22 protein-coding genes are annotated in these 23,075 nt (G+C 69.6%); 10 read left to right on the plus strand and 12 right to left on the minus strand.

Annotated elements, in window-relative coordinates:
* The first annotated feature begins 113 nt into the window (after window positions 1-113).
* Entirely contained in the window at window positions 114-1,895 is a 1,782-nt protein-coding gene (locus tag ACZ6Z4_RS03920; RefSeq protein ID WP_465557856.1) for a redoxin domain-containing protein, read from the plus strand.
* A 28-nt stretch (window positions 1,896-1,923) separates the two neighbouring features.
* On the opposite strand, the gene ACZ6Z4_RS03925 is transcribed toward ACZ6Z4_RS03920, so the two are convergent.
* Entirely contained in the window at window positions 1,924-3,084 is a 1,161-nt protein-coding gene (locus ACZ6Z4_RS03925) for a PrsW family intramembrane metalloprotease (RefSeq protein ID WP_465557858.1), read from the minus strand.
* Window positions 3,081-3,710, minus strand: coding sequence for a hypothetical protein (locus ACZ6Z4_RS03930; protein ID WP_465557860.1), 630 nt, complete (start codon window positions 3,708-3,710; stop codon window positions 3,081-3,083). The genes ACZ6Z4_RS03925 and ACZ6Z4_RS03930 overlap by 4 nt, the downstream gene beginning before the upstream one ends.
* 97 nt (window positions 3,711-3,807) lie before the next feature.
* Here ACZ6Z4_RS03930 and ACZ6Z4_RS03935 point away from each other — a divergent pair, with 97 nt between their 5' ends.
* Window positions 3,808-4,335 carry a DUF6404 family protein gene (locus tag ACZ6Z4_RS03935; RefSeq protein ID WP_465557862.1) on the plus strand — a complete coding sequence of 176 codons (528 nt, stop codon included), beginning with the start codon at window positions 3,808-3,810 and terminating at the stop codon, window positions 4,333-4,335.
* Between the two features lie 7 nt (window positions 4,336-4,342).
* Here ACZ6Z4_RS03935 and ACZ6Z4_RS03940 read toward each other — a convergent pair whose 3' ends face one another.
* The 3 genes from ACZ6Z4_RS03940 to ACZ6Z4_RS03950 form a co-directional block, all read right to left on the minus strand.
* Window positions 4,343-5,149, minus strand: coding sequence for a GNAT family N-acetyltransferase (locus ACZ6Z4_RS03940; RefSeq protein WP_465557864.1), 807 nt, complete (start codon window positions 5,147-5,149; stop codon window positions 4,343-4,345).
* An 87-nt stretch (window positions 5,150-5,236) separates the two neighbouring features.
* Window positions 5,237-7,645 (minus strand): DUF4132 domain-containing protein, encoded by a 2,409-nt coding sequence (locus ACZ6Z4_RS03945; protein WP_465557866.1) that lies wholly within the window; start codon window positions 7,643-7,645, stop codon window positions 5,237-5,239.
* A gap of 44 nt (window positions 7,646-7,689) precedes the next feature.
* Complete coding sequence (locus ACZ6Z4_RS03950) at window positions 7,690-8,085, minus strand: hypothetical protein (protein ID WP_465557868.1); 396 nt, start codon at window positions 8,083-8,085, stop codon at window positions 7,690-7,692.
* A gap of 168 nt (window positions 8,086-8,253) precedes the next feature.
* On the opposite strand from ACZ6Z4_RS03950, the gene ACZ6Z4_RS03955 reads away from it, so the two are divergent.
* Window positions 8,254-8,451: a hypothetical protein gene (locus ACZ6Z4_RS03955; protein WP_465557870.1), complete on the plus strand. Its 198-nt coding sequence runs from the start codon at window positions 8,254-8,256 to the stop codon at window positions 8,449-8,451.
* 7 nt (window positions 8,452-8,458) lie between these two features.
* Here ACZ6Z4_RS03955 and ACZ6Z4_RS03960 read toward each other — a convergent pair whose 3' ends face one another.
* The 3 genes from ACZ6Z4_RS03960 to ACZ6Z4_RS03970 are packed head-to-tail and all read right to left on the minus strand — an operon-like array spanning window position 8,459 to window position 12,393.
* Window positions 8,459-9,103 carry a response regulator gene (locus ACZ6Z4_RS03960; RefSeq protein WP_465557872.1) on the minus strand — a complete coding sequence of 215 codons (645 nt, stop codon included), beginning with the start codon at window positions 9,101-9,103 and terminating at the stop codon, window positions 8,459-8,461.
* The gene (locus ACZ6Z4_RS03965; RefSeq protein WP_465557874.1) at window positions 9,100-10,275 is read right to left on the minus strand and encodes a sensor histidine kinase; all 1,176 of its coding nucleotides are present in this window, start codon (window positions 10,273-10,275) and stop codon (window positions 9,100-9,102) included. The genes ACZ6Z4_RS03960 and ACZ6Z4_RS03965 overlap by 4 nt, the downstream gene beginning before the upstream one ends.
* Before the next feature lie 27 nt (window positions 10,276-10,302).
* Window positions 10,303-12,393: an MMPL family transporter gene (locus ACZ6Z4_RS03970; RefSeq protein WP_465557876.1), complete on the minus strand. Its 2,091-nt coding sequence runs from the start codon at window positions 12,391-12,393 to the stop codon at window positions 10,303-10,305.
* Window positions 12,394-12,501: 108 nt separating this feature from the next.
* Between ACZ6Z4_RS03970 and ACZ6Z4_RS03975 the strand changes: the two genes are divergently transcribed.
* On the plus strand, window positions 12,502-13,146 hold the full coding sequence (locus tag ACZ6Z4_RS03975; RefSeq protein WP_465557878.1) for a hypothetical protein: 645 nt from the start codon (window positions 12,502-12,504) through the stop codon (window positions 13,144-13,146).
* A 223-nt stretch (window positions 13,147-13,369) separates the two neighbouring features.
* Here ACZ6Z4_RS03975 and ACZ6Z4_RS03980 read toward each other — a convergent pair whose 3' ends face one another.
* Window positions 13,370-13,996 (minus strand): TetR/AcrR family transcriptional regulator, encoded by a 627-nt coding sequence (locus ACZ6Z4_RS03980; RefSeq protein ID WP_465557880.1) that lies wholly within the window; start codon window positions 13,994-13,996, stop codon window positions 13,370-13,372.
* A 73-nt stretch (window positions 13,997-14,069) separates the two neighbouring features.
* On the opposite strand from ACZ6Z4_RS03980, the gene ACZ6Z4_RS03985 reads away from it, so the two are divergent.
* From ACZ6Z4_RS03985 to ACZ6Z4_RS03995, 3 genes are all read left to right on the plus strand, one after another.
* Window positions 14,070-14,753, plus strand: a complete 684-nt coding sequence (locus ACZ6Z4_RS03985; protein ID WP_465557882.1) for a GOLPH3/VPS74 family protein — start codon at window positions 14,070-14,072, stop codon at window positions 14,751-14,753.
* A gap of 16 nt (window positions 14,754-14,769) precedes the next feature.
* A complete protein-coding gene (locus ACZ6Z4_RS03990) occupies window positions 14,770-16,197 on the plus strand; it encodes an alpha/beta hydrolase (protein WP_465557884.1) in 1,428 nt (475 codons plus the stop codon).
* Window positions 16,198-16,364: 167 nt separating this feature from the next.
* Window positions 16,365-17,375 (plus strand): chymotrypsin family serine protease, encoded by a 1,011-nt coding sequence (locus ACZ6Z4_RS03995; RefSeq protein ID WP_465557886.1) that lies wholly within the window; start codon window positions 16,365-16,367, stop codon window positions 17,373-17,375.
* 22 nt (window positions 17,376-17,397) lie between these two features.
* On the opposite strand, the gene ACZ6Z4_RS04000 is transcribed toward ACZ6Z4_RS03995, so the two are convergent.
* Window positions 17,398-18,048: a GntR family transcriptional regulator gene (locus ACZ6Z4_RS04000; protein ID WP_465557888.1), complete on the minus strand. Its 651-nt coding sequence runs from the start codon at window positions 18,046-18,048 to the stop codon at window positions 17,398-17,400.
* A 126-nt stretch (window positions 18,049-18,174) separates the two neighbouring features.
* Here ACZ6Z4_RS04000 and ACZ6Z4_RS04005 point away from each other — a divergent pair, with 126 nt between their 5' ends.
* The 3 genes from ACZ6Z4_RS04005 to ACZ6Z4_RS04015 all read left to right on the plus strand — a co-directional run bounded on the left by ACZ6Z4_RS04005 (window position 18,175) and on the right by ACZ6Z4_RS04015 (window position 21,008).
* The gene (locus ACZ6Z4_RS04005) at window positions 18,175-18,882 is read left to right on the plus strand and encodes an alpha/beta fold hydrolase (RefSeq protein ID WP_465557890.1); all 708 of its coding nucleotides are present in this window, start codon (window positions 18,175-18,177) and stop codon (window positions 18,880-18,882) included.
* Between the two features lie 2 nt (window positions 18,883-18,884).
* The gene (locus ACZ6Z4_RS04010; protein ID WP_465557891.1) at window positions 18,885-19,544 is read left to right on the plus strand and encodes a trimeric intracellular cation channel family protein; all 660 of its coding nucleotides are present in this window, start codon (window positions 18,885-18,887) and stop codon (window positions 19,542-19,544) included.
* A gap of 87 nt (window positions 19,545-19,631) precedes the next feature.
* Window positions 19,632-21,008 (plus strand): FAD-dependent oxidoreductase, encoded by a 1,377-nt coding sequence (locus ACZ6Z4_RS04015; protein ID WP_465557892.1) that lies wholly within the window; start codon window positions 19,632-19,634, stop codon window positions 21,006-21,008.
* Here the strand turns inward: ACZ6Z4_RS04015 and ACZ6Z4_RS04020 are convergent.
* Both ACZ6Z4_RS04020 and ACZ6Z4_RS04025 read right to left on the minus strand, forming a co-directional pair.
* The gene (locus ACZ6Z4_RS04020; protein WP_465557894.1) at window positions 20,995-22,002 is read right to left on the minus strand and encodes a proline racemase family protein; all 1,008 of its coding nucleotides are present in this window, start codon (window positions 22,000-22,002) and stop codon (window positions 20,995-20,997) included. The genes ACZ6Z4_RS04015 and ACZ6Z4_RS04020 overlap by 14 nt on opposite strands.
* Window positions 21,999-23,075 carry a DNA glycosylase AlkZ-like family protein gene (locus ACZ6Z4_RS04025; RefSeq protein ID WP_465557896.1) on the minus strand — a complete coding sequence of 359 codons (1,077 nt, stop codon included), beginning with the start codon at window positions 23,073-23,075 and terminating at the stop codon, window positions 21,999-22,001. Before ACZ6Z4_RS04025 ends, ACZ6Z4_RS04020 begins: the two co-directional genes overlap by 4 nt.

The raw sequence follows: 23,075 nt of genomic DNA on the forward strand, positions 1-23,075 counted from the left end.
GGGGCTGATGGATCGAGCCGCGTTCGCGGGGCGTAATGTCCGCGCGGCCCATCCTCGGGACGGCGTGGCGCCGAAGTACGGGGGACCGCTGTGCCGGATGGATGGAGATCCCGATGCTCACGCTTGCTCTGATCGGATTGCTGGGCGGGCTGATCACCGGCGTCTCGCCGTGTGTGCTGCCGATGTTGCCGATCATCTTCTTCGCCGGAACCGCGGGTAAACCTGTGGACGGCGGTGCTGGTTCGAAGCGGGGTCGCTCGACGTCGAAGGAGGGTACGTCGGACGGCGACGTGCTGGTCGAGGAGATCGAGCTCGGCAAGCCACCGCGGGACTTCCGGCCGCTGAAGATCATCGCCGGGATCGTGGTGAGCTTCACCGTCTTCACCCTGGCCGGCTCGGTCATTTTGTCCGCGCTCGGGCTGCCGGACGATTTCCTGCGCTGGGGCGGTCTGACCATCTTGACGCTAGTCGGTCTCGGCCTGATCTTCCCCGCCCTCGGGCACTGGATCGAGAAGCCGTTCTACCGGCTGCCGAAGGTCACCAAGAACAACAGCGGCCCGTTCGTCCTGGGTCTCGGACTCGGCACCCTGTACGTGCCCTGCGCCGGCCCGGTGCTCGCGGCGATCACCGTCGCCGGTGCCACCGGCAACGTGGGCTGGCGCACCATCGTGCTGACCGTGGCGTTCGCCATTGGTGCCGCGCTGCCGCTGCTGATCTTCGCCTCCGCCGGATCGCGGATCTCGCAGCGGGTCAAGGCCTACCGCGACCACGCGCGCGGCTTCCGCATCGGTGGCGGCATCGTGATGATCCTGCTCGCCGTCGCCCTGGCCTTCAACATCACCGACGTCATCCAGCGATCGCTGCCCAGCTACACCAGCGGGCTGGAGAAGAAGGTCGCCGAGAACGAGACCGTGCAGGGCGCGCTGGCCCCCGCGATCGGCGAAGGCGGCGAGGAGCTGGCGAAGTGCAAGCCGGGCGCCGCCGAGCTGGCTTCGTGCGGTACGGCGCCTGAGTTCCGCGGTACGCAGCAGTGGTTCAACAGCGCGCCGATCGCGCTGTCGAGCTTGAAGGGCAAGGTCGTCCTGGTCGACTTCTGGGCCTACTCCTGCATCAACTGCCAGCGCGCCACGCCGCACCTGCTCGCCTGGAACGCCGCCTACAAGTCGCTCGGGCTCGAGATCGTCGGCGTGCACTCGCCGGAGTTCGCGTTCGAGAAGGCCGCCGGCAACGTGCAGTCCGCGATCCGCAAGGAGAAGATCACCTACCCCGTTGTCCAGGACAACAACCTCGCCACCTGGACGGCGTACCGCAATCAGTACTGGCCGGCGAAGTACCTGATCGATGCCGAGGGTACCGTTCGCTCGATCAAGTTCGGCGAGGGTTCGTACGACCAGACCGAGAACCAGATCCGCGAGCTGCTCACCGCGGCGAACCCCGACGTCAAGCTCCCCGCGCCGGTCGACGGCAGCGTGAACGCCGATGCACCAGGTGGCGACGGCACGACTCCGGAGACCTACCTGGCCTACGCTCGCTCCACCAACTTCCAGGGCACCGGCAAACTCGTGCCCCGCAAGACACCCACCGCCTTCGGCCTCAACCCGGCCCAGCCCGACGACACCTACAGCCTCGGCGGCAACTGGCTCGTCGGCCCCCAGGACGTCACCTCGACCAAGGGATCCCAGGCCCGCCTGAACTTCCAAGCAGCCAAGGTCTACCACGTCCTGTCGGGTGCGGGCACTGTCACTGTCTCGATCCCGGGCGAGCCCGACAAGACCATCCAGGTCTCCGGTACGCCGAACGCCTACCAACTCGTCGACAAGCCCGCCGCCGAGCGGAAGACCATGACGCTGACCTACGGCCCGGGAGTCTCGGCCTTCACGTTCAGCTTCGGCTGATCCACGCCGGCCTGCGTCCTGGCCGACGTCAGTCCGTCCTGCGCAGGCGGAGCAGTTCGTTGCGGGCGTGGGTGACGGCGGCCGAGTCGTTGCCGCCCGAAAGGGCCAGTTCGCGCGACAGGTCCGAGGCGGCTTCCTGCAGGTGGCGTGCGGTTTTGCGGCTGCGCACGTGCTTGCGGTACGCCTTGCGGTCCTTGTGCAGTCCGCTGACGGCGTCGAGCAGTGGTGGGTCGATCGCGCCGGTTTCGAGCTCGGGTGTGAGCAGGGCCCGTGTCCAGACTCGTTCCGTTCGGGCGGCGTGCCGTAGTACGTAGAAGAGCGTGGCCAGTTCGACGATCGCGATCACGAACGGGAGTACGCCGGCCGCCCACGTGCCACCGCTGAGACCACCCATGTCGTCCCAGGCGAAGTGAAAGACCATCGCGGTGAGCATGCTCAGTACGCCGCGGACCACGTTGCGCTCGCCGCGGGCGCGGCCGAGGACCCACATCAGGCCGGCGCAGAAGATCGCGCTGAACAACGCGTGCGAGACGATCCCCGCGGCGCCGCGGACCAGGAACACCTGCAGCGAGGTCCCGAACTGGTCGACGCCGTACTGCTGCGCGGCGCCGTTGTAGACGTACAGCACGTCCTCGAACACCTGGAAGCCCAGGCCGATGAACGCGCCGATGATGAACCCGTCGTACGCGCTCCGTACGAGACGCGGTGCGAGGCCGATCAGCAGCACGAGGCCGAGCGCCTTGCCCCACTCCTCGTTGATCGGGGCGGTGAGCCCGGCGGCCCAGTCCGCGGCGAACGCTGGGCCGCCGATCTTGGTCCAGATCTCGATGAGCGCACCGTTGGCAGGGAGGGCGATCCAGAACGTCGCGGCGATCCCGCCCCAGGCGAAGCCGGTCGCGAGGAGCCCGGCGGGCTGCGCGGTGAAGCGGTTGTGGTGGCGAAGCAGCAGCAGCCACGGGATCAGGTACAACCCGAACAGCAGGACGCCACCGGCCAACGCGCGCGAGTAGAAGGAGCCCCCGGCACCGAAGTACTTGAGCATCGTGAGAGCGCCGCCGCCGACGCCGAGCAGATAGACCCAGAAGGCCAGGTTGTGCGGCTGCAGGAACCGGAACGGTTGCCCCCAGCCCGATTCCTCGATCGCCGCGAGCTGCTCGGTCCGGGCGTCGGAAACGGTCGTGGCGCTCATCGGGCCGCTCCCGGCGTGATGCTGCGCAGGAGGGCCGCGACCTCGTCCTGGTAGTGCTCGAACTGGCCGGCCGCCGTCCGGATCCGGACGAGCAGGGCCGGTGCCGCCGCGACCGCTTCGGCGCTGCCGACCGCCATCTTGAACGCGGCGTCCACCTCGTCGTCGCCGCTGGCCGTCGTCCTGGTCTGCACGACTCCGACGAGTCCCGCGCCGGTCGTCAGGGTCCCGCGATCGCCGCTCATCCCCGGCCGGTCGCCGTCGGCCCGCTCGACCTGGTCGAGGAACGCGTCCGCAGTTCCGTCGTACGACGTACCGTTCAGCTCGATCGTCGCACCACCGCTGGCCAGTGTGACCTGCAGGCTCGTCGCGCTCCCGCCGGTCAGTGTCCCGCTCTCGAGCTGCCACCCGACCGGCGGTACGGCGGTTGCGCCATCGCCCAGCTCGAGCACCTGCCCGGCCTTGATCTCGTTGTGCCACGGGATCGCCGAGTTGAGCGCGGGCAGCCCGTAGATCAGCACCAGCGCGATCGCCAGCACGATCAGCGCGGGCTTGAACGTACGACGGTCGAGCCCGAACAGACGGTGCTCGACCGGGACCCACCCTCGCGGCATGGCCTTCGCTTCCACGGCCATCCACTCTACGCCGCCTGGCAGCCTTGGGGAGAAGCTGCAAAGTCGGCCGGGGGCCGTGTGAGATGCGCTCGCTCGGGTCACTTGTACTGCTGTGAAAACCTCCCTTCGTGACGCACGCACCTGGCAGGTCGCACTAGTCAGCGGCGTTCTGTTCGGAGTCCTTTTCGGCGTCGGGCTTCGGATATTCGAGGGCGGGACCTGGACCTCCACGCTGGTGGCCGCCGCCTTCACCGGACCTGCGTTCGGTCTGTGCACGGCTCTCATCCATCGCCGGGAGCGGCGTCTTCTCAACCAAACAGACTTCACGAACCTGGCGAAGGGGCAGCTGCGGGCAGCGCAGAAGGCTTCCTGGCGTGGGCCGGTTCCTTCGGATCCGGCGGTTCGGGAGGCGGCGATTCAGCTCGTGCGAGTGCAGCTCGAACGGATGGACACCAGGTGGTTTCGGCTGTCCGCGGTCTTGCTGCTTGTCGTCGAGCTGCTGAGCACAGTGCTGCGCATCATCGACGGCGACAGCTGGCCGCGGACGCTGCTGACTGCGTGCGGGGCCGTCGTGTTCGGGTCGTTCTTGGTCTACCCGCGGAGATTGCGTCGGCGCCTTGAGGCACTGACGGACAGCTGAAAATCGGTCAGGAGAGTCGCCAGATCTGGGGGGTGCGCTCTGCCAGGGGTTCGAAGCCGAGGCGGAGCATATTGGCCAGCGACGGGTTGTGCTTGCCGGGCTCGGGCTTGTACGAGCCGGTGGTGACCAGGTCGCAGCCTTGTGCGAACGCGTCAGCGGTACGGCGGGTGAGCAGCGCCGACTGCGCGCCTCTTCCCCGGTACGCCGGGTGGGTCGCGCCGCTGCGCAGCCGGCCGACGCCGTTCACGACGTGCAGGGAGCCGGTGGCGACCATCGTGTCGCCGTCCCAGGCGGCGTACGCCGTGGCACCGGGCCACTGGGGGTACGCCGTGAGCATGGCGCGGAATCCGGCGTCGGGCATCCCGTACGCGTCCACCTGCAGCTGCGCCCAGGCCTCGGCGTGCTGCGAACCGATGGGCTCGACGCGGAATTCGGATGGTGCCTGCTCGACCGGCCCGGCCACCCGCGCGACCTGGACGGTGGTCTGGCCGGGGGTGATTCCGTACGACGTGGCGACGGCGTCCCAGTCCGGCGGCAGCGCGCTCGGCATGATGCTCAGCGCGGCCGTCGTACAGCCGTCGGCCTTCAAGTGGTCCAGGACCTCGCCGATCACCGCCGAGGTCACCGGGCGGTCGAGTCCGAACCCGATCGCCTGGGACCAGAACGACAAGGTGTCCCGTGGTGCTGCGAGCGCAACGACCGACCCGAACCGGCGGCGCGTGAGCCCCAGTAAGGCCGGGCCGGGGCCGGGGATGTCGCCGAAACTCCAGACCAGCTCGGTCTCGGCCCGTTCGATCCGCTCGGTCAGCTCCACACCGCCATCATGCCGGAGCCGCCACTCCTCCCAAGGTGCACCCGGACGCTCCCTCCAGATGAACAAGGACCTGACCCTCGGGCAGACTCAGCGACGGTTGATCTGGGCAATGATCGTCGGATCCTTGATGGCGGTGTCGGCGGCGAGCAGGAACGCCTTGCTGAGGATGAGGCTGAGCACCGGGTCGTCGTCGAACGGCAGGAAGAGCTTCTGGGACTGTCCGTTGCGGGCGGCGACGATGCACAGGTACTGGTCGTTGGGTGACATCAGGATGTTGCCGCTGCCGAGGTGGATGCGGTAGGTGCGCAGATCCCCGCGCACCGTGAGGTAGCGGTCGTCGAGCTCGCACCGGTCGGCGATGGCCAGGCGTGGGACGAGTTGCGAGAGGATGTCGCGGCGGATCTGTCCGGCCGCGGACAGTTCGCCGAAGCCGTACGTGTGCCAGTAGGTGTCGAACTGGCGCTGGGTGCCGCGGTCGAGCCACTCCGGGTCCGCGCCGATCGAGGTGACTCCGATGAACAGGTCAACATCGCGCAGGGCCTCGGTGAGGACGAGCGGCGGTACGTCGGCCAGCGCGATCGTCTCGTCGCTGGTGGCGTCAACGAACCGGAGCTGGTCGCTGGTGCAGTACGGGTAGAGATCGCTGGCCGTTGGTTCCTGCTCGAGAATCGGGTCGTAGTAGAACTCGGCGCGGATCCCGGCCGGGTCGAACGTTCGCCGGGCGACGCCCTGGTAGACGCCGTCGTCCCACCACGCGAGGGCGACCGGTGCCCAGCCGCGCCCCTTCATCAGGGCGCGGGCCTGGACCTGCCCGAAGACGTGGCCGGCGAACCGGTTCGAGTACTCCCGGGTCTGTTCCTCGGCCGGTGTGAGCAGGTAGATCTCGCGGAACGCCTGCTTGAAAGGCTGAACGATCTGCTGGTCGAGCAGGTACTGCCGCCAGGCCCGGACCTCGTCGCCGGTCGCGTGGACGGGATGCCACAGCCGCGCCCGCGCCTCCGGGGGAATCCCGACATGCTGCCCGGAAGCCGTGATCGCGGTCTTGCTGTCCAGTGCGAGGCCGACCACCACCGGCGCGTCCTCGGTTTCGAAGACCCACACGAGAGTCCGTGCCAGTCGGCCGGTGAGCGGGTGGTCGAGGTACCAGGTGCGCCACTCGTCGAGCGGCCAGCTGCGCTCGAGAGACATCAAACCGTCCAGCCGGACCCGCTCGCCGGCGATCGTCTTCCGGACGGCTTTGAGGTCGTTGCGGACCGCACCGAGTACGTCGGCGTCGGACTGCTTCACGTCAGCGGGGACGGACTTGCGTGCCGTGCCCTTCTCGTCGACGTACAGCAGGACCGCGGCTCGTCCGTCCACGACGATCCGGGCGGATCCCCTCGACAGCGGGTACGTACGGGTGCCGTCCGGGTCGAGGTCGTGCGTCTCGACCGCGCGCTCCAGCAACTGGTCCCGCGTCATGCCCTGCGCGGAGGCCAGCGCGTCGATGGCCTTGCGGACCTGCTTCAGCAACGTCCCGTGCCGGACCGACCGCTCGAGCGCGAGCAACTCGGTGATCGACGCCGGGGCGCCGATGTCGGCCATCGCCTGCGTCGACAGGTTGGCCAGCCGCAGGCTGCGTGGGTTGCCGAACTGCCCACCGATCACCGTCACGGTCTTGACCGCGAGGCGGCGCAGCCGCGGCAGCAGCGCCGGGTCGTGCAGGAGTCCGGCGGCCGCGGCGGTGCCGCCGAGGAATCCTTCGTTGCTGCTGGTGATGTAGCGCAAGTAGGTGTGGGTGCGGTTGTTGTGGCTGTACGACGCCTCGCTGTCCTCGGCGTCGAGGGCCGCGTCGAGGAGAGCGCCAATCAGCTCCGCGGGGCGCGACAGCCGGCCGATGATCTGTTCGGTCTCGGTGAGCCACTTCTTCGAAGGCCGGCCTTTGGTCGGGTACGCCGCCAGGAGGTCGAGCGTTCTCGCGAGCAGGTCGACCTGCTCGTCCGCCTGCTCGAACGCGGTACGCAGTCGCGGCCCGATGGCATCGCCGGCGTCGATCAGATCGAGCCGGAGGCCGTCGGCGGTGCTGATGAGCAGCCGAAGCCTGGTGGCGGTGGCCGCGTCCTGCGCCCTGTCGACCGCTTGCCGGAGGAGAGGCTCGAGTCGTGCCTGCTCCGCGGCGGTCAAGGTGGGGAAGGTGTGCTCGATCTGGCGGCTGACGGCACGCAGCGCCTCGCTGCTCCACCAGGAGTGGACGCGATCGGAGACGCCCAGACGCAGCGTCAGCAGCCGGTCGAGGTCGTCCGCCGAGAACGTGACGCGTTTGCGCGCGATGATCGAGATCAAGGCGACCCAGTGGTGGCTGTCGACCCGCTCGGAGGCCTTCAGGATGCACTCACGGCGTACGGCGTCCGGGGCCTGGGTGATGGCCCGAAGCTGCGGGAACGTCCGCGCGTCGGGGTCCCCGATCCAGGATCGGCCCTGCAGCGCGCGCATCGCCGCGTCCAGCAGCGACGCCACGTCGTCGCTTCGGTCTGGCGCGGTGTCACTTGCCTGGTCCACGATCAGCCCCCGACCAGCTGCACGAGCCGGACGAAACGGATGTCGGTGTCGGCGGTCAACGCGAGCTCCTCGTCGAGATCGGTCACCTGCCGGTCGTCGATCAGCACGAAGAAACCGTTGCGCCCGAACGCATCCACCGCACGATCGGCCTGCTGCTCCCAGTCGAGGCGCCGCTGCTTCGGCAACCGGAACCCCGCCGCGGTCGGCAGCGCGCCTTCGGGCATCACCAGTCCCTGGAACACTTCCTGCGGTACGGCGTTGAAGCGCGCCACCTCGTCCCGTACGCGCGTTCGCACCAGGTCGCGAAGCGTGATGCCGCTGGCCACACCTTCCAGGAGCGTCGTCGCACCGACCCGCCCCGCCCCCGACACATCGATGATCTTCACGGTGATCGACATCGCGGCAGCATATTCACCCACCCGCTCACTCCGCGCCGGTGAACTCAGCAGTTGCAACTTGCTGCAAACGGGTTGCTCACGCGACCTTCGTGCCGTCGGTCTTGTCCGCCGCGCACGGCATCGGACAAGACGACGGGAGCTGACCCAACACCTCGGTAGATTCGGTGAATGTCCACCGAAGATCGTGAGCGACGCAGGATGCGGCTGCTGTTGATCGTCGGCACCACCGCGGTCGTGCTGACTGTTGTCTCGCTGGTGGTCGCGATCCTCGATCCCGGATGGCAGAACTGGCTGAGAACCGCTGCTCTGCTGGCGACCTCGCTCAGCTGCCTGCTGAACTACCGCAAGAGCCGGCCAACGCGATAGCTGCTACTCAGGAGAGCCCGGCCTCGTACGCCGCGATCACGAGGTGGACGCGGTCGCGCGCACCCAGCTTCGCGAGGATGCGGGCCACGTGGGTCTTGGCGGTCAGTGGGCTGACGACCAGTTCGGCTGCGATCTCCTGGTTGCTTCGGCCCGCGGCGACCAGTCGGAGCACTTCGTGTTCGCGCGCCGTCAGGCTGGCCAGCCGTTCGGGCGTGGGAGCGTCCGGGCGGCTCAGTGCACGGGTGATGACGGCCCTGGTCGCGCCGGGCGACAGCAGGGCCTCTCCCGCGGCGACGGTGCGGATGGCGTCCAGCAGCGCGTCTGGACGCGTGTCCTTGGGCAGGAATCCGCAGGCCCCCGCGCGCAGGCCGCGCAGTACGTTGGTGTCGGTCTCGAACGTGGTCAGGATCAGCACCTTGCTGCTGCTCGAGCGATCGTCGGCGATGATCTGCCGGGTCGCCTCGATGCCGTCGGTGCTCGGCATCCTGATGTCCATCAGGACGACGTCGGGGTGCAGCTCCCGGGTCAGCGTTACCGCCTCGTCGCCGGTGCCGGCCTCGCCGACGACCTCCATGTCGGCGGCGGAGTTGACCAGCAGCGCGAACGCGCCGCGTACCAACGTCTGGTCGTCGGCGAGCAGGACCCGGATCACGACCGCACCCGCCAGATCTCCGGCAGCGGCAGGCTCGCCCGTACCTCGAACCCTCCGGACGCGCTCGGGCCGGCGGACAGTTCGCCGCCGACGGCCTGTGCTCGTCCGGTCATTCCGGCGATCCCGAAACCGGCCGGTGTCACGGTCGAGCTCGGTCGTGCGGGCCCGGGATCGACGACCGCGATCCGCAGCCGATGGCTGTCCTGGTCGAGCCGGACGGTCGCGTGCTTGGCCGTCGAGTGCCGAATGACATTGGTGAGCGACTCCTGGATGATCCGGTAGGCCACGACCGACACCGTCGACGGTAGCTCCTCCGGGAGCCCGTCGGCCTCCACGTCGACCCGGACATCAGCCGCGTCGGCCATCTCGACCAGACGATGCAGCTCACCGAGGTGGGGCGCCGGCTCGGTCGGTTCGGCTTCGCCACCATGCAGTACGTCGAGAACGGCACGCAGCTCACGGAGGGTGGCCCGGCTCGTGTCCGACAGGTTGTGCAGCGTGCTGGACAGCTCCTGCAGCGACGCATCCCCGCGCCCCGGCAGCTGGTCGATCAGGTGCGCGGCGACGGATGCCTGCACGTTCGCGACCGCGAGGCCGTGCGCCAGTACGTCGTGCAGCTCGGCAGCGATCAGGACCCGCTCCTCGGCGACCCGCCGCTCGATCTCGTCGGCACGCTCCTGCTCGACCCGCGCGGTGACGGCGGCCTTCCAGTTCTCGCGGAAGCGGACCGCCAGTCCGGCGAAGAAGGCCATGAACAGCCAGCCGACGCCGAGGAGAGCATCGGAAGGTGCTCCCGACGCCTCGTCGGCCAGGACCGGCACGGTCACCGCGGCCACCGCCAGCAGGACGGCTGGGGCCCGCCGCGGTGGGGCGCTGTAGCGCGCCGCCGCGAACGCCGCGACCAGTGAGGCCGGCAGCGTGGCCTCGTGGGGATAGTCGAGCACGTGGTACGGCGTCGACACCGCGAGGATCGCGACGACGACGAGAATCGGCCGGGCCCGGCGGGCCAGCAACGGCGCCGACATCGCGCCCAGGAGCACGATCGCCCACAGGTCCACGCCGCGCTCGCCCTCGAAGTCGATCGCCTCGAGCACGATCGCGACCAGGACGCCGAGCACGAACGCCGCCGCCGCCAGCAGCCGATCGGCTGCTGACGGACGGAGCGCAATCATCGTTCCGACAGGGTCATCGACACAGTCCTATCCCACGCGCCAGAGCTTGCTGGGCCACCAGATCCGCGAGCCCAGCGACATCGTCAGTGCGGGAACCACGATGGACCGCACCAGCAAGGTGTCGATGAGCACGCCGACGGCAACCAGTATCCCAATCTCGACCAGCATCACGAGCGGCAGCGAGGCCAGCACCGCGAACGTCGCCGCGAGCACGACGCCGGCCGAGGTGATCACGCCACCGGTCACCGCGAGGCCGCGTTTCGTGCCCTCGACCGTGCCGTGCCGCGCGGTTTCCTCCCGGACCCGGGTCATCAGGAAGATGTTGTAGTCGACCCCGAGCGCGACCAGGAAGAGGAACGCGATCAGGGGCACCGACGGTTCCAGCCCGGCGAAGCCGAGCACCTGCTCGAACAACAGGTTGCACAGTCCGAGGGCTCCGAAGAACGACACCACGACGGTGGCGACCAGGACCAGCGGGGCCACGATGGCCCGCAGCAGCAGCCCGAGGATCGTGAGCACCACCAGCAGGATCAGTGGCATCACCAGAGTGCGGTCGCTCTTGTTGGTCTCGGCCTCGTCGAGCCTCTCGGCACTCGGCCCACCAACCAGTACGGCGTCGCCGGCGATCTCGTGCACACGCTCCCGCAGCCGATTGATCGTTGCCGTCTCACCCGCGCTGTCCGGCGCGTCGACCGGCATCGCGGAGATCTCCACCCAGTCGTCACTGGTCCGGCCGACCTCGGCCTCGGCGATCCCCGGCGTACTCTCGACGGCGGCCAGGACCTCACGGCTCTGGCCCGGCCGACTCATCACGGTGAGCGGCTGACCGCTCTGGTCGGGGTACCGCGCCTCGATCAGCTTCGCCCCTGCCACCGACTCCGGTGTCGATCGGGCGAACTGGTCCAGCTGCGGAAGCGAGCCGCCGGCCCCCACTGTGCCGAGCGCGAGACCGCCCAGGATCACCAGCGGCACCGCCCAGCTGACGACGCGGCGGCGCGAAACCAGCTCGCCGAGCCGAGCCCACCGAGAACCAGTCGCGTGTGCCTCAACCCCGACTCGCGGTACGAACGGCCAGAAGATCCGGCGCCCGAGCACCACCAGCAGCGCCGGGAAGAGCGTCAACATGACGAGCAGCGAGGATCCGATGCCTGCGGCACCCACCGGGCCCAGACCGCTGGTGCTGTTGAGATCCGCGGCCAACAGGCACAGCAGGCCGGCCGCCACCGTTGCCGCCGAAGCGAGGATCGCCGGTCCGGCCCCACGCAGCGCCGCCAGCATCGCGTCGACGGGCCGCTCGTGGTGATGCAGTTCCTCGCGGTAGCGAGACACGAGCAGCAGGGCGTAGTCGGTGCCCGCGCCGAAGACCAGGACGATCAGCAGCGCCGAACTCATGCTCGTCACGGTGAGGTCGAAGATCTGGGTGAGTGCGTAGACGACACCCATCGACATCACCGCCGCGACCCCGACCGACGCGAGCGGGACCAGCCACAGCAGCGGACTGCGGTACGTCAGGATCAGCAGGATCGCCACCACGACCGCGGTCGCGAGCATCAACGTGGCGTCGACGGCGTCGAACACCTCGTCCATGTCGGCCCCCAGCGCGGTCGGACCGGTGACATAGGTGTTCAGGCCGTCCGGCTGGTCGGCGAGGAGGGCACGCGCATCCGTGGTCGCGCGAGCCTCCTCGTTGATCGCCTTCTGGTCGAGCGGCAGCGCGTACATCAGAGCCGTGCCGTCGGCGGAATCGATGATCTCGGCCGGTGCGGTGGTGTCGGCGCCGAACCGCTCCGCCAGCTCAGCGTGCCCGCGTACGACGGCCTCCCGGTCGCCCGGCCGGAGGCCACCGGGTCGTTCGTGCACAACCACGAGCAGGCCGTTCTCACCCCCGGGCAGCGAGGCCTCGGCCGCGAGCACCTTGGTCGACTGGGCGCTGGCCGGCAGGTAGTCGGCCTGGCCGTCGCGGGTCACCGAGTCGAGCTTCCCGGCGAGGGAGAGGCCACCGACCAGCAGCCCGATCCACACCGCCAGCATGAACCACGGCAGCACGGTCTTGGTCCGTGATCTCTTCGGTCTGGTCTCGGCGCCGGACTCGGCGGGCGCCCGTAGGTCAGAAGTCATGCCATCACGCTGTCAAGCCGGCGCGGCTGAAACGTCCGGCCACGGCAGACACTTCGCCGTACTCCGTGCGGAGTACGACGTCGCCCGCAGAGCCGATAGCGTCGGGGCATGACGATCTGGCGATCGGCCGATGCCTGGCGGCGGGTGGCGCAGAAGCAGCTGCGGCGTAGCGAGGCCGCCGTCGCGGCGCGGAACTGGCGGGGCGCGACGGTCGCCAACCAGCGGGCGCAGATGGCGATCGGGCGTGCCGCCGCGGCGTCGGAGCTGACGACGAAGGACGAGCAGGTGCTGGCGTCGTTGCACTACGACCTGACCGAGATCCACAGCGTCGGCGGTCACCTGTACGCCGCGGTCGATCAGGCGGAGAAAGCCTGGGAGCTGTACGACCGGCTCGACCCGACCGGTGGTGATCTGATGAAGGTGGATCGCGGTCTTGGGGCCGAGGGCGAGCAGGCCGTGGCGCATGCAGCGGACGCGTTGGTGAGGCTTGCCCGGCTCAGAGCGATGCGGCTCCTGCAGTCGCGGCGACTGGCCGACGAGTACAGCCAGACCTCCGGTCACTACCAGCCGATCGGCGGCCAGCCGCTGAGCCCAGCCGACATCCAGGAGCAGGCCTGGGTCCGCAAGCACGCCGAGCTGGCAGTCACCCGCTACGAACGGCTGACACGGATCAGCGCCCGGTACGGCGAGCCGGACCTCGCGCGGGTCCGCAGCGGGCGCGATCGCGCCCTGGCCGCGTTGGACGAGCTCTGAGTTCGTACTACCCAGGACGACATCAGCGTCGCCAACTCGCTTTACTAGCGTCGCAGGGTCAGCGTTGTCGGCGATGGCGGTAGTGGGCGCCTGACACCACGCAGGGGCGGTGATCAGCTGACAGCTGGGTTCCGATGCCTGCGACGCGGCTGGGGCGGGGGCTGGTCAACGAGGTGACGAGTCGTCGGAGAACACTCACCGCAGGGAGGTTGCCTGCCGGTGCTCACTTCAAACGTGGGGACCTCAGGGCAAGTGGGTCGCCGATCAGGTTGCTGGTCGCGGTGCGGACGGCGTTGATGATTCGGGCGTTGGAGTCGGCGAGGGGTGAGCGCTCGTCGCGGGTGACCACGCCGACGATGATCTCCTCGCTGATCACGCGGACGACCGCGTTGATCGCCGCGGTGTGGGCGAGGACGTCGAGGTCGTCCGGGTCTCGGCCCAGGCGGTGGGCGACGATCGGGGCGAGCTCGCGTTCGGCCAGGTCGGAGGACATCAGGAACGCGGTGCGGATGGCGGGTTCGGTGCGGCTGAGCACGATCATCTGCGCGGCGGCCCGGTCGTCGGCCTGCTGCTGGGGGCTCGGCCGCCGGCGCTTCTCCTCGGCGGCGACGTGTTCTTCGAGGGAGAGGTCGTCGGGCCAGCTTCGCCAGGTGGCCAGGAACCAGGACCAGCTGTGGTCGACGATCGGTTCGGCGCAGCTCTCCTTGGTGCGGAAGTGCCGCCAGACGGTCCGTACGGAGACGCCGGCGGCGGCCGCGATCTGATCGCCGGTCGTGGCGGCCACGCCTTGCTCCCAGAACAGCTGCGTGGCCGCTCGCGAGATCGCCAGGCGGGTCTTGTCCTGCTGCATCTCACGGTCCTTTCTGACACTTGATGCTACGGTGGCACTAAGTGTCATCATACGCCGAGGACTGGGGAACGACGTGGACACCGAGACACTGATCGTCGAGGACCTGCTGTTGCTGCTGCTCGACGACGAGACCGGTACGCCGGCCGGCGCGGGCACGCTGCACTACACGCTCGGCGGCGCGGTGCTGGTCGAGCTGGCGCTGCGCGGAGCGATCGAGTCCGACGAGAGCCGGGCGCTCAACGGCGCCAAGATCACCGCTGTCGACGGCAAGCCGCAGTCGGATCCGTTGCTGCAGGCGGCGTACGAGAAGATCCTCGCGAAGCCTCGACGCATCCAGCCGCTGCTGCTGGATGTCGGCGCCGGGCTGTGGAAGCCCTTGGTCGAGCGGCTGATCGAGCGCGGGCTGATTCGGCGCGAGCGCAAGAAGGTGCTCGGCCTGTTCCGGATGACGCAACTTCCCGCCACGTCCGCCGAGCACGAGAGCGTCCTCCGGCAGCAACTCCGCGCGGTGCTGGAGGACAACGCGACCCCGGACGCCCGGATCGCGGCGCTGATCGCGTTGCTCTCCGCGAGCGGTGCGCTGCCGGTCCTCCGCCCGCCGCTGGCCTGGTCGGGCGAGGTGGCCAAGCGCGCGCAGCAGATCCAGCAAGGCGACTGGGCCGCGTCAGCGGTCAGTACGGCGGTGACCCGGACCGCGGCCGCGATCGCCGCGTCCAGCGCCGCGGTGGCGATCTCGGTCGTCACGACCAACACCTGAACCGAGGAAGGTCCCGATGCGCAAAACATTGCCCGTAGCAACCATCGCGCTGGCGCTGGTCGCCACGACCGGCGTCTCGTACGCCGGCGCGCCGAAGCCGTCGCTGCAGTGGGCGCCGTGCCCGGGCGCTGCCGCACTCCAGTGCTCGACGCTCGAGGTGCCGCTCGACTACCGGCGTCCGGACGGTCAGCAGATCGACATCGCGGTGTCGCGGTTGTCGAGCGCCAAGCCGGACCAGCGTCGCGGCGTACTGCTGCTCAACCAAGGCGGTCCCGGCCTGGGCGGGCTGACCTTCGCCGACGCGTTCGTGAAGGCCGGCCTGCCGCAGGAGGTGCGGGACAGCTACGACCTGATCGGCTTCGACCCGCGGGGCGTCGGCGGCAGCACACCGCTGACGTGCGATCTCACACCGGCGCAGCTGTCGCCGAGCGTGAACCCGCCCAACCCGTCGAAGCTGTCCGACGTACTGGCAGCGGCCAAGACCGCGCGCACGGTCGCCCAGCAGTGCGCCGACTCGAAGACCGGGCCGCTGCTCCCGTACATCACCACGGCGAACACCGCCCGCGACATGGACCGCATCCGTGCCGCGCTCGGCGCTCCCAAGATCTCGTACTACGGCGTCTCGTACGGCACCTACCTCGGCGCGGTCTACGCGACGCTCTTTCCCGAGCGCAGCGATCGCATCGTCCTGGACAGCAATCTCGGGCCCGAGGGGTACGACGTCAACGCGCTGCGCAGCCAGGCCCAGGGCTTCCAGCTCCGGTTCCCCGACTTCGCGAAGGTCGCCGCGGCCGACCCGGCGAAGTACGGCCTCGGAGCGACCCCGGCGGCGGTGACCGCGAAGTACTTCCAGCTCGCCGAACGCCTCGACAGGAAACCGGTCGGCGAGTACGACGGTACGACGTTCCGCGCGATCACGTCGGCGTTCCTGCGCTCGGATCCGCTGCTCCCGGAGCTCGCCGCCCTCTGGCACCAGCTCGACACCGGACAAGCACCGGCCCGGACGGCACAAGCCGCCGCCGACAACTTCCAGGCGAGCTACTACGGCGTGATCTGCGGCGACTCCGCCTGGCCGCGCTCGGTCCGCACGTACCAGCTCAACGTCGCGATCGACCGGATCCGGTACCCGCTGTACGGCGCGTTCGCGGCCAACATCCGCGCCTGCGCCTACTGGCCCGCGCCGATCGAGCCGAAGGTCCGGATCACCGATCACGGGCCGGCGAACGTGTTGATGATCCACAACCTCCGCGACCCAGCCACGCCGCTACCGCTCGCCGCACGCCTGCGGGCCGCCTTCGGCCAGCGCGCGAAGCTCGTCACCGTCGACCAGGGCGGCCACGGCGCCTACATCTTCGCGGCGAACAAGTGCGGCAACGCCACGGTCACCGACTTCCTCGTCAACGGCCACCGCCCGCCGACCGACAAGTTCTGCCCGGCGAGCTGAGCCGGCACCTCAGGAGCATTTGGTTGCTGTGGGCACCGGCTGCCCGGCGGCCTGCAGGTTGCTGCAAGGTCGCCGGAAAGCCTTGCCCTGACGGCGTTGCCCGTCGAGGCTTGCGGTCCGTGAGGCAGCAACTCGCTGCGCTGGACCGAGTGCACTGAGGGAGACCCGTGAGAAGAAGCGTGGGCTTGAAGGCCGTGGCCGGAATCGCTGTGGTGGCAGCGGCAACGATCGCGGCGACCGGTAGCGGGAACGCCCAGCCGGGCGAGTCCTTCGAACGTCCCGCGGTGGCGCGGCAGGCGCTGGGGGTGCAGGCCGCGGCGACGCAGGTCGCTGATCTGTGGCGGTCCAAGGAGCAGTGGGCCGGCTCGTACGCCGGTGACATCGCCGCGATCCACCCGGACGGCGGGCAGGTGATGGTGCTGGTGAAGGACCACGTCGACGAGATCCACGCTCGGGTGCCGAGTGGGCTGCGGTCGTACGTGTCCGTGGTTCGGGGCGGGGTGGCGCAGGTTGCGGGGTCACCGTCCAGTGACCGAGGTGGCTGGACCGCTGGTAACCACATCCAATCGACCAACGCCGTGGGTGTAACGGGCCTCTGTACCCAGGGGTTCGCCTGGAAGAGCTGGGCGACCGGGGCTGTGCTCGGTAGCACCGCGCGGCACTGCTACCAGGACCCCAATCCTTTCAAGGAGTGGTTCCACGACGGCCGTCACGTCGGCACCAGGACACAGGCCGGTACGGCGAACAACGACGTGCTGCTCATCCGCCCCGCGCCCAACACGTCGTTCAGTGCCAGCACCTGGGTGTGGTTGTCCGGCGGTGGTGTCGCGGAGCGCACGGTGACCACGGCGACGCCGAACAAGGTCGGTGACACCGTCGCGTTCTACGGGCGGACATCGGGCGGTGGCATCGGGACGATCCAGTCGACCGCTTGGAACGGTCAGACCGGGGTGATCTGGGCGAACGCGACGCAGGTCCGGCAGGGCGACTCCGGTGGCCCGGTCTACCGGACGAACTCCAACGGGACGGTCGATGCTCGTGGCACCGTCTCCGCGCTGACCTTCAAGGATTCCAACGGCAACGACGAGTACGACGCCGGTGAGCCGGTGACCGGTCTGGTCTACATCGACGCCGCGTACACCTCGAGCAACCTGAAGGCCTCGATCTACACGCCGTAGTCCGCCGCCGGCCGGCGAGCCCCTAGCTGGGCTCGTCGGCTGGGAGGCTGTGCCAGGTGTCGAAGGCCAGGGAGGCGGCGGCGGTGGCGTCGCCGGCTTCGATGAGGTCGATGAGTTGGGTGTGGCGGGTGACGGAGGTGGGGCCGTCGACGCCGAAGCGGAGGCGTTCGGCTCGGCGGATGAGGGGGTCGAAGCGTTCCAGGACTGCTTCGAGGGCCTGGTTGCCGAGGGCGGTGACGGGGACTCGGTGGAGGTCCTCGTCGGCGGCGAGGGCGGCGGTGACGTCGCCGGAGGTGACGGCTGCGGCGAAGCGGCGGTTGGCTTCGCGCATTTGAGCGACGTGGTCCTTGGTGAGGCGGCTGGTGACCTGGCGGACCGCCAGTTCGTGCATCGCGGCGACGACGTCCTTCGCGTCGCGGACGACCTGGATGTCGATGGTGCTGACAGTGGTGGAGCGGCCGGGGAGGGCGACGACCAGGCCGCTCGCGCCGAGGCGGAGGAGGGCCTCGCGGACCGGGGTGCGGCTGACGCCGAGCCACTCGGCGAGGTCTCCGTCGCGGAGTTGTTCGCCGGGGTGGAAGGTGCCGTCGACGATCGCGTCGCGGAGGCGCCGGTATACGTCGTCGCGGAGCAGGATGCGGTCTACGGGAGGGGCGTCCGCGGGGATCGGCATGGCAACATACTGCACCCAAAATCCGCTCCGAACGCACTTGAGCGTGCTCTCGGAGGGTCTTGTGCGACTCCGTGCACTGCAATATATTGCATATCAGTTCAGTCTCACCGAGGAGAGGACCGGATCATGGGCATCGATCAGGAGATCAAGAACGTCGTGCTGGTGCACGGCGCGTTCGCGGACGGTTCGGGCTGGCGCGGCGTGTACGACGACCTCACCGCGCGCGGCTACCGGGTGACGATCGTGCAGAACCCGCTCACCTCGCTGGAGGACGACGTCGCGGCGACCACCCGCGTGCTCGACCGCCAGGACGGCCCGGCGGTCCTGGTCGGGCACTCCTGGGGCGGCACCGTCATCACCGAAGCCGGCGTGCACCCGAACGTCGCCGGGCTGGTCTACGTCTCCGCGCTCGCGCCCGACGCCGGCCAGACGACAGCGCAGCAGTACGAGGGCTTCGCGGCGACACCCGAGTTCGTGATCGACGTCGCCGAGGACGGGTTCGGGTTCCTCAACCCCGGCAAGTTCAAGGCCGGCTTCGCCGCGGACGCGAGCGACGCCGAGGCCGCCTTCCTGCGCGACACCCAGATCCCGATCAACATGGCGGCGTTCGCCGTACCGGTGCAGAACGCGGCCTGGCGCGACAAGCCGACCTGGGCCGTCATCGCGACCGAGGACAAGTCGTTCGACCAGGCGATGCTGCTGCACATGGCGACGCGGGCCGGGGCGAAGATCACCACCGTCGAGGCGAGCCACGCGCTGTTCATCACACAGGCCGGTGTCGTCGCGGAGGTCATCGACGAGGCCGCGAAGGGCGCCTCGCGCACCGAGCGGTAGGCATGTCGGTCACGCCGTTCCAGGTGACGCTCTGGATCGAGCTCCTGGCCGCCGGACTCGGCGGCCTGCAAGGCGCCCTCTTCGCGGCCGGGATCAGATCGCGCCGGATCGACGTACTCGGCGTGATGGTGATCGGGCTGGCCGTCTCGCTCGGCGGCAGCCTGCTGCGGGACGTCGTCCTCGACCAGCCGCCGGTCGTTGTCTGGAGCAACGGGTACCTGATCGTCGCCGGCGCCTCGGCGGTCGTCGGCATGGTGCTGCAGCACGTGCTGGCGCGCGTCGGCGGGCTGATCACCGTGCTCGACGCCGTGGTGATGGGCCTGTTCGGCGCGATCGGGGCCTCGAAGGCGCTGTCGCTCGGGGTGGGCCCGGCCGGGGCGCTGGTGGTCGGCGTGCTCGCGGCCATCGGCGGCGGCATGCTGCGCGACGTCATGCTGAGCCTGCCGTTCTCCTTCCTCCAGGTCGGAACCCTGTACGCCGTCGCAGCGGGCGCCGGCATCGCCGTGCTGCTCCTGCTCGCCGCGTTCGGTACGCCGATCGCCGTCGCCGGCCTCGTCTGTGTCGCGATCACCACCCTGATCCGCCTGGCCGCCGTCCGCTTCGGCTGGACGTTCCCGGAGCAGTTCGCCGTACTCCGCCCGAAGACGCCGCCGCCGGTCTGATCCGCGGACGAGTGTTGAACCGAACCCGGGGAGAACCGAGCCGGGGAGAGGTGGTCGCGCGGGCCGGCGGAGCGGCAAGGTGGTGGGGTGGACAAACATTTCGATCTGGTGGTCATCGGATTCGGTAAGGGCGGCAAGACACTGGCCGCGACGTTGGGGCGGATGGGCCGGCGGGTGGCGATGGTCGAGCAGTCCGCGGAGATGTACGGCGGGACCTGTATCAACATCGGGTGCGTGCCGACCAAGTCGCTGGTGCACCATGCGGAGAACCGGCCGGAGGGGAAGGCGGCCGGGGAGCATCACCGGCAGGCGATCGAGGCGACCCGGGTGCTCACCACGCGGTTGCGGGACGTGAACTTCGCGATGCTGGACACGATCGACACCGTCACGGTGATCACGGGCCGGGCGGCGTTCCTCGACCCGAAGACCGTGCGGATCACCGCGGGGGACGACGTGCTGGACGTGTCCGCGGACACGATCGTGATCAACACCGGTGCGCTGCCGGTGATCCCGGACGTGCCGGGGCTGAGTGAGAGCGCGCACGTGCTCACCAGTACGGACCTGATCGCGATCGACCACCTGCCGGAGCGGCTGGTGATCCTCGGGGGCGGGTACGTCGGGGCGGAGTTCGCGTCGATGTACGCGCAGTTCGGCAGTGCGGTCACCGTGCTCGACGCCGCGCCGCGGATCGTGGCCCGCGAGGACGCCGACGTCGCCGACGCGGTCGCCGGGATCCTGGGTGGCGCCGGGGTCGAGTTCGTGCTGGAGAGCAGGGTCGTCCGGGTCCGTGATGTTGCCGACGGCATCGAGGTCGAGTACGAGCGCGACGGGGTGACGCAGACCGTTGCCGCCGACAAGATTCTCGTCGCGACCGGGCGCAAGGCCGCGACCGAGGGGCTCGGGCTGGAGCAGGCCGGCGTCCGGACCACGGCCTCGGGTGCGGTCGAGGTGGACGAGTACCTCCGGAGCAGCCAGCCGCACATCTTCGCGATCGGGGACGTGAACGGCGGGCCGCAGTTCACCTACATCTCGCTCGACGACGGCCGGATCGTCGGCGACCAGCTGATCGGTGCCGGCAAGAGGTCGACGGCGGACCGCCGGTTCGTGCCGTACACGGTGTTCGTCAGCCCGGCGCTGTCGCGGGTGGGGATCACCGAGCGGGAGGCGCGGGAGCGCGGTCTCGACATCGCCGTGTACCAGAAGGCGGTCGCGAACATCGCCGTGATGCCGCGGCCGAAGATCGTCGGCGAGACGCGCGGGATGATGAAGTTTGTCGTTGACCGGACGACGGACCAGGTGCTCGGCGCGGCCCTGCTGAGCATCGACTCGCAGGAGCTGATCAACACCGTGGCGCTGGCGATGCGGCACCAGGTGACGGCGAGCGAGTTGCGGGACGCGATCTACACGCACCCGTCCTCGACCGAGGCGTTCAACGAGGTGCTGCAGGCGGCTAGCGCAAGGTGAAGCCGGTGCCGAGCGGGTCCTGCGGGTCGAGGGTGAAGGTCGACGTACCGGTTTCGTAGGCGGTGCCCTCGACCTCGGTGACGACCGCCGGGTGGCCGTCGGACTCGACCTCGGCGACGACGCGGGCCTGGAACCTGGTGTCGATGATCGAGTCGTGCTGCAGGACCTGCTCAGCGGTGAGGCGGCTGTCCGCGGCCAGCAGGGCGGCTCGGGCCGACGTGCCCGAGCCGCACGGGGAGCGGTCGGCCTCGCCGTCGGCGAAGATCGTCAGGTTGCGCTGGTGCGGGCCCTCGGCGGACTGGCCGAGGTCGTCGTACAGGATCGTGCCGTAGATGCCGTTCAGGCGCGGTTCGCTGGGGTGGTGCGACCACTCGCTCTCGTTGAGCAGCCACTTGATCTCGCGGCCGATCGCGAGCAGCGCCGAGTAGTGCGTGGGCGTGACCGCGAGGTCGAGGGACGCCGCGCTGACCGAGGCGTAGAGTGCGCCGCTGTAGGTGAGGTCGGCATGGGTGTCGCCGCGCGAGGTGTGGACGGGGATCTTCCGGGCCAGCACGTACGACGGAACGTTGCGAAAGGCAACGTTCGTGACCTGGCCGGCGACGGTGCTGACGCGGGCGGTCACCCGGCCGGACGGGACGTCGATGACGACGTCGGTCTCGCCGTCGGCAGCAGCCTCGACCCGCCCGGTTTGAACGGCCCAGGTCCCGAGCGCGATGGTGCCGTGCCCGCACGCGGTCGAGTAGCCGTCCTTGTGCCAGAACAGCACGCCGAAGTGCGCGCCGTCGTCGTTCGGCGGGACCAGGAACCCGCCGTACATGTCGGCGTGACCGCGCGGCTCGTTGACCAGGAACTTGCGCACGGCATCGACCTCGGGGGACTGCTGCGCGAACGCGCGCCGGTCCAGGACGGTGGCGCCGGGGATGTCGGGGACGCCGCTGAGCGCGATCCGGAAGGGCTCGCCGGCGGTGTGGTAGTCGACCGTGCTGATCTTCATGGGTGCTCGATTTCCGGGAGGGCCAGCCAGGCCGCGAGGTCGTGCAGTTCGGCGGTGATCGCCTTCGTGATCGGGCGGGTGAACCGGGTGTCCGGGTGCAGCGCGAGGACCCGGAGTACGCCGGCCTTGTGGTCCGCCTTCAGGTCGGCCTTACCGACCAGGTCGGCACCGTGCAGGATCGGGAGCGCGAAGTATCCCCAGCGGCGCTGGGCCGCGGGCTTGTACATCTCGAGCGTGTACTCGAAGTCCCACAGCTCGACGGCGCGGGTGCGGTTGTGGATCAGGCGGTCGAACGGCGACAGCAGCGCGGTGCGACCGTCGATCTCGTCCGTCGCCGCGGAGTCGAGCTGCCAGATGCCCGGGGTGTCCTCGATCTCCACCGGCTCGCCGGTCTCGCCGACGATCGCCGGTTCCACCGGTACGGCGGTGCCCTTCGCGCGGGCGATGCCGAGCGAGCGGAGGCGCCGCTCGTCCTTGCGGCGGGTCGCCTCGGCGGGGCTCGGGACGTCGAGGTCGGACGGGTAGACGTTCTCGGCGAGGTCCCAGATGCGTTCGCGCCCGGTACGGCCGGCGATCGCGACCTGGCCGGTCGCGACCAGCAGCTCGAGCATCCGGGTGGTGTTGCGGTTGTTGGTCCAGCCGGTCGACTTCCACGGGACCGGGCAGGTGTCCGGGATCTCGCGGGAGATCACCGGGCCGCGGTCCCGGAGTACCGCGAGAATGTCATTCTGGAAGGACGCGTTCGCCGTCATCCAGTCCTGCAGCGTCGGGTGCAGGTCGGGGTCGGCCAGGTAGAGCCCGACATCCGCCATCGGCCGGATCAGCGCGTTGAACTCGAACAACGTCCGGTCCTGCTCGACCGCCTGCTTCAGCTGCTCCGGCCGGTACGACGGTCCGAGGCGGCTCCAGGCGACCAGGTCCGCGCTCGGCGCGACGGCAGCGGTCGGGTCGATCTGGAGCAGCGTCAACTGCTCGACCGTCTGCACCAGGTCGGTCGGGCGCGGGGCGTCCAGCAGTTGCGCCCGGACGGCGATCCGGCGGGCCTGCTCGCGAGTCAGCCGACGAAGTCCCAT

It is taken from the genome of Kribbella sp. NPDC104740 (assembly GCF_055583505.1).